Raw genomic sequence first — 1,550 nt, 5'->3', positions numbered from 1 at the left:
GTCTAGGTTCGTCTCGAGCGCATGACCCTGCGCCTGCTCGAGTTCGCCCGACCGCCGTGTGTCCGCGGTCCTGCACCATCTCGGTCCCGAGTGGTGCCAAGGATCGGAGACACCTCCATGTCGATGCCCACGTCCCCCGTCCGTCGACCTGGCCCCCGCGTCGGTGGGGCTCGTCGATGAGCACGCAGACCGCCCCGGTGGGCGAGCCCTCGCTCGAGCCTGCCGCCTGGCCGGTGGCCAGCGCGGCCGCGCGCCTGCGCGAGACTGTCGGCGCGGTGCGCGACGTGCTTCGCGTCAGGGGCATCGCGCTCGTGCTGCTCGACGAGGAGGACCGGGCGCGTGAGGTGACCGCCATCGGTGACGACGCCTCGCGGCTCGTCGAGGCGGAGTGGCGGCTCGGCGTCGGTCCCGCCGTCGACGTCGTCGCCGAGGGGGCGCCGGTCACCGTCGTCGACCTCCAGGACGAGCCGCGGTACGTCGGGCTGGGCTGCCGTGAGACGGTCCCGGCCGCCCGGGCGGTGCTCTCCGTGCCCGTGCGCCTGCCGGGCGGGGGGCCGTACGACGTCATGGGCACCCTCGACCTCGTGCACGACCGGCCCCACACGTGGTCGACCGTCGAGGTCGGGACCGCCGAGGCCTTCGCCGGTGCCGTCGCCGCCCTCCTGCAGTTCACGGCGTGCGTCGGCCACGCCGGCGCCGACGACCGGGGTGGCTCTGGGGGTCGCGGGTGAGCGCCGGAGTCAACCCGGCGGCCCTCGCCGCCAGCCTGCGTCGCCTCGACCGGCGGGGCGACACCATCTCGCTGCGACCCTCGCTCCAGCGGGTCATCGAGGCATGCGACCAGCTGTTCGACGTCGACGGGAGCGGCCTCATGCTCACCGACGAGCACGGCGACCTCCACTACACCGCGGCGTCCGACGGACCGGGGAGGCTGCTCGAGCAGGCGCAGATCGAGACCGGGCAGGGGCCGTGCATCGACACCTTCAGCCAGGACATGGCGGTGGAGACGCAGGACGTCAGGGCCGACGAGCGGTGGCCCGACCTCGGGCCACGGCTCGAGGGACTCGGCGTCGCGGCGGTGCTCGGTGTTCCGGTGCACCTGGCCGGCGTCTGTGTCGGCAGCCTCAACCTGTACAAGGCCCGCCCGGTGGCGTGGGACCTGGCCATGCAGTCGGCCCTCGAGAAGTTCGCCGGGGTGGCCGAGACGATGATGTCGGCCGCTGTCGCGGCGGACCATGCCGGCGAGCTCGCCAGCCAGCTGTCCTACGCCCTGGAGTACCGGGCCCCGATCGAGCGGGGGGTCGGCTACCTCATGGGCCGTGACGGACTCTCCCAGGCGGACGCCTTCCAGGTCCTGCGCTCGGCGGCCCGCAGCAGCCGGCGCAAGATCGGCGAGGTCGCCGCGCAGCTGTTGGACACCGGGCGGCTACCCGGGGAGGACCTGCCATGAGCGACGAGGGCACCATCATGACCGGGGACGGCGAGGCCGTGGTCGGCGACCGTCCCCCGGCACCTGTCTCTTATACACATCTGACGCTGCCGACGACGGA

General features: G+C 73.5%; 2 protein-coding genes. Both read left to right on the top strand.

The features are described 5' to 3' along the window. Window positions 1-176 precede the first annotated feature (176 nt). Window positions 177-731, top strand: coding sequence for a GAF domain-containing protein (locus ACPYOM_RS21895; protein WP_481347573.1), 555 nt, complete (start codon window positions 177-179; stop codon window positions 729-731). Continuing rightward, window positions 728-1,450: a GAF and ANTAR domain-containing protein gene (locus ACPYOM_RS21890; protein WP_481347572.1), complete on the top strand. Its 723-nt coding sequence runs from the start codon at window positions 728-730 to the stop codon at window positions 1,448-1,450. Before ACPYOM_RS21895 ends, ACPYOM_RS21890 begins: the two co-directional genes overlap by 4 nt. Window positions 1,451-1,550: the final 100 nt, after the last annotated feature.

Source organism: Monashia sp. HAY1-2A (assembly GCF_056755315.1).
This window is presented reverse-complemented; position numbering and strand designations above follow the sequence as displayed.

Bases quoted from the DNA above. Each gene is read 5' to 3' on its own strand.
- ACPYOM_RS21895 (WP_481347573.1), top strand. From the start codon at position 177: ATGAGCACGCAGACCGCCCCGGTGGGCGAGCCCTCGCTCGAGCCTGCC.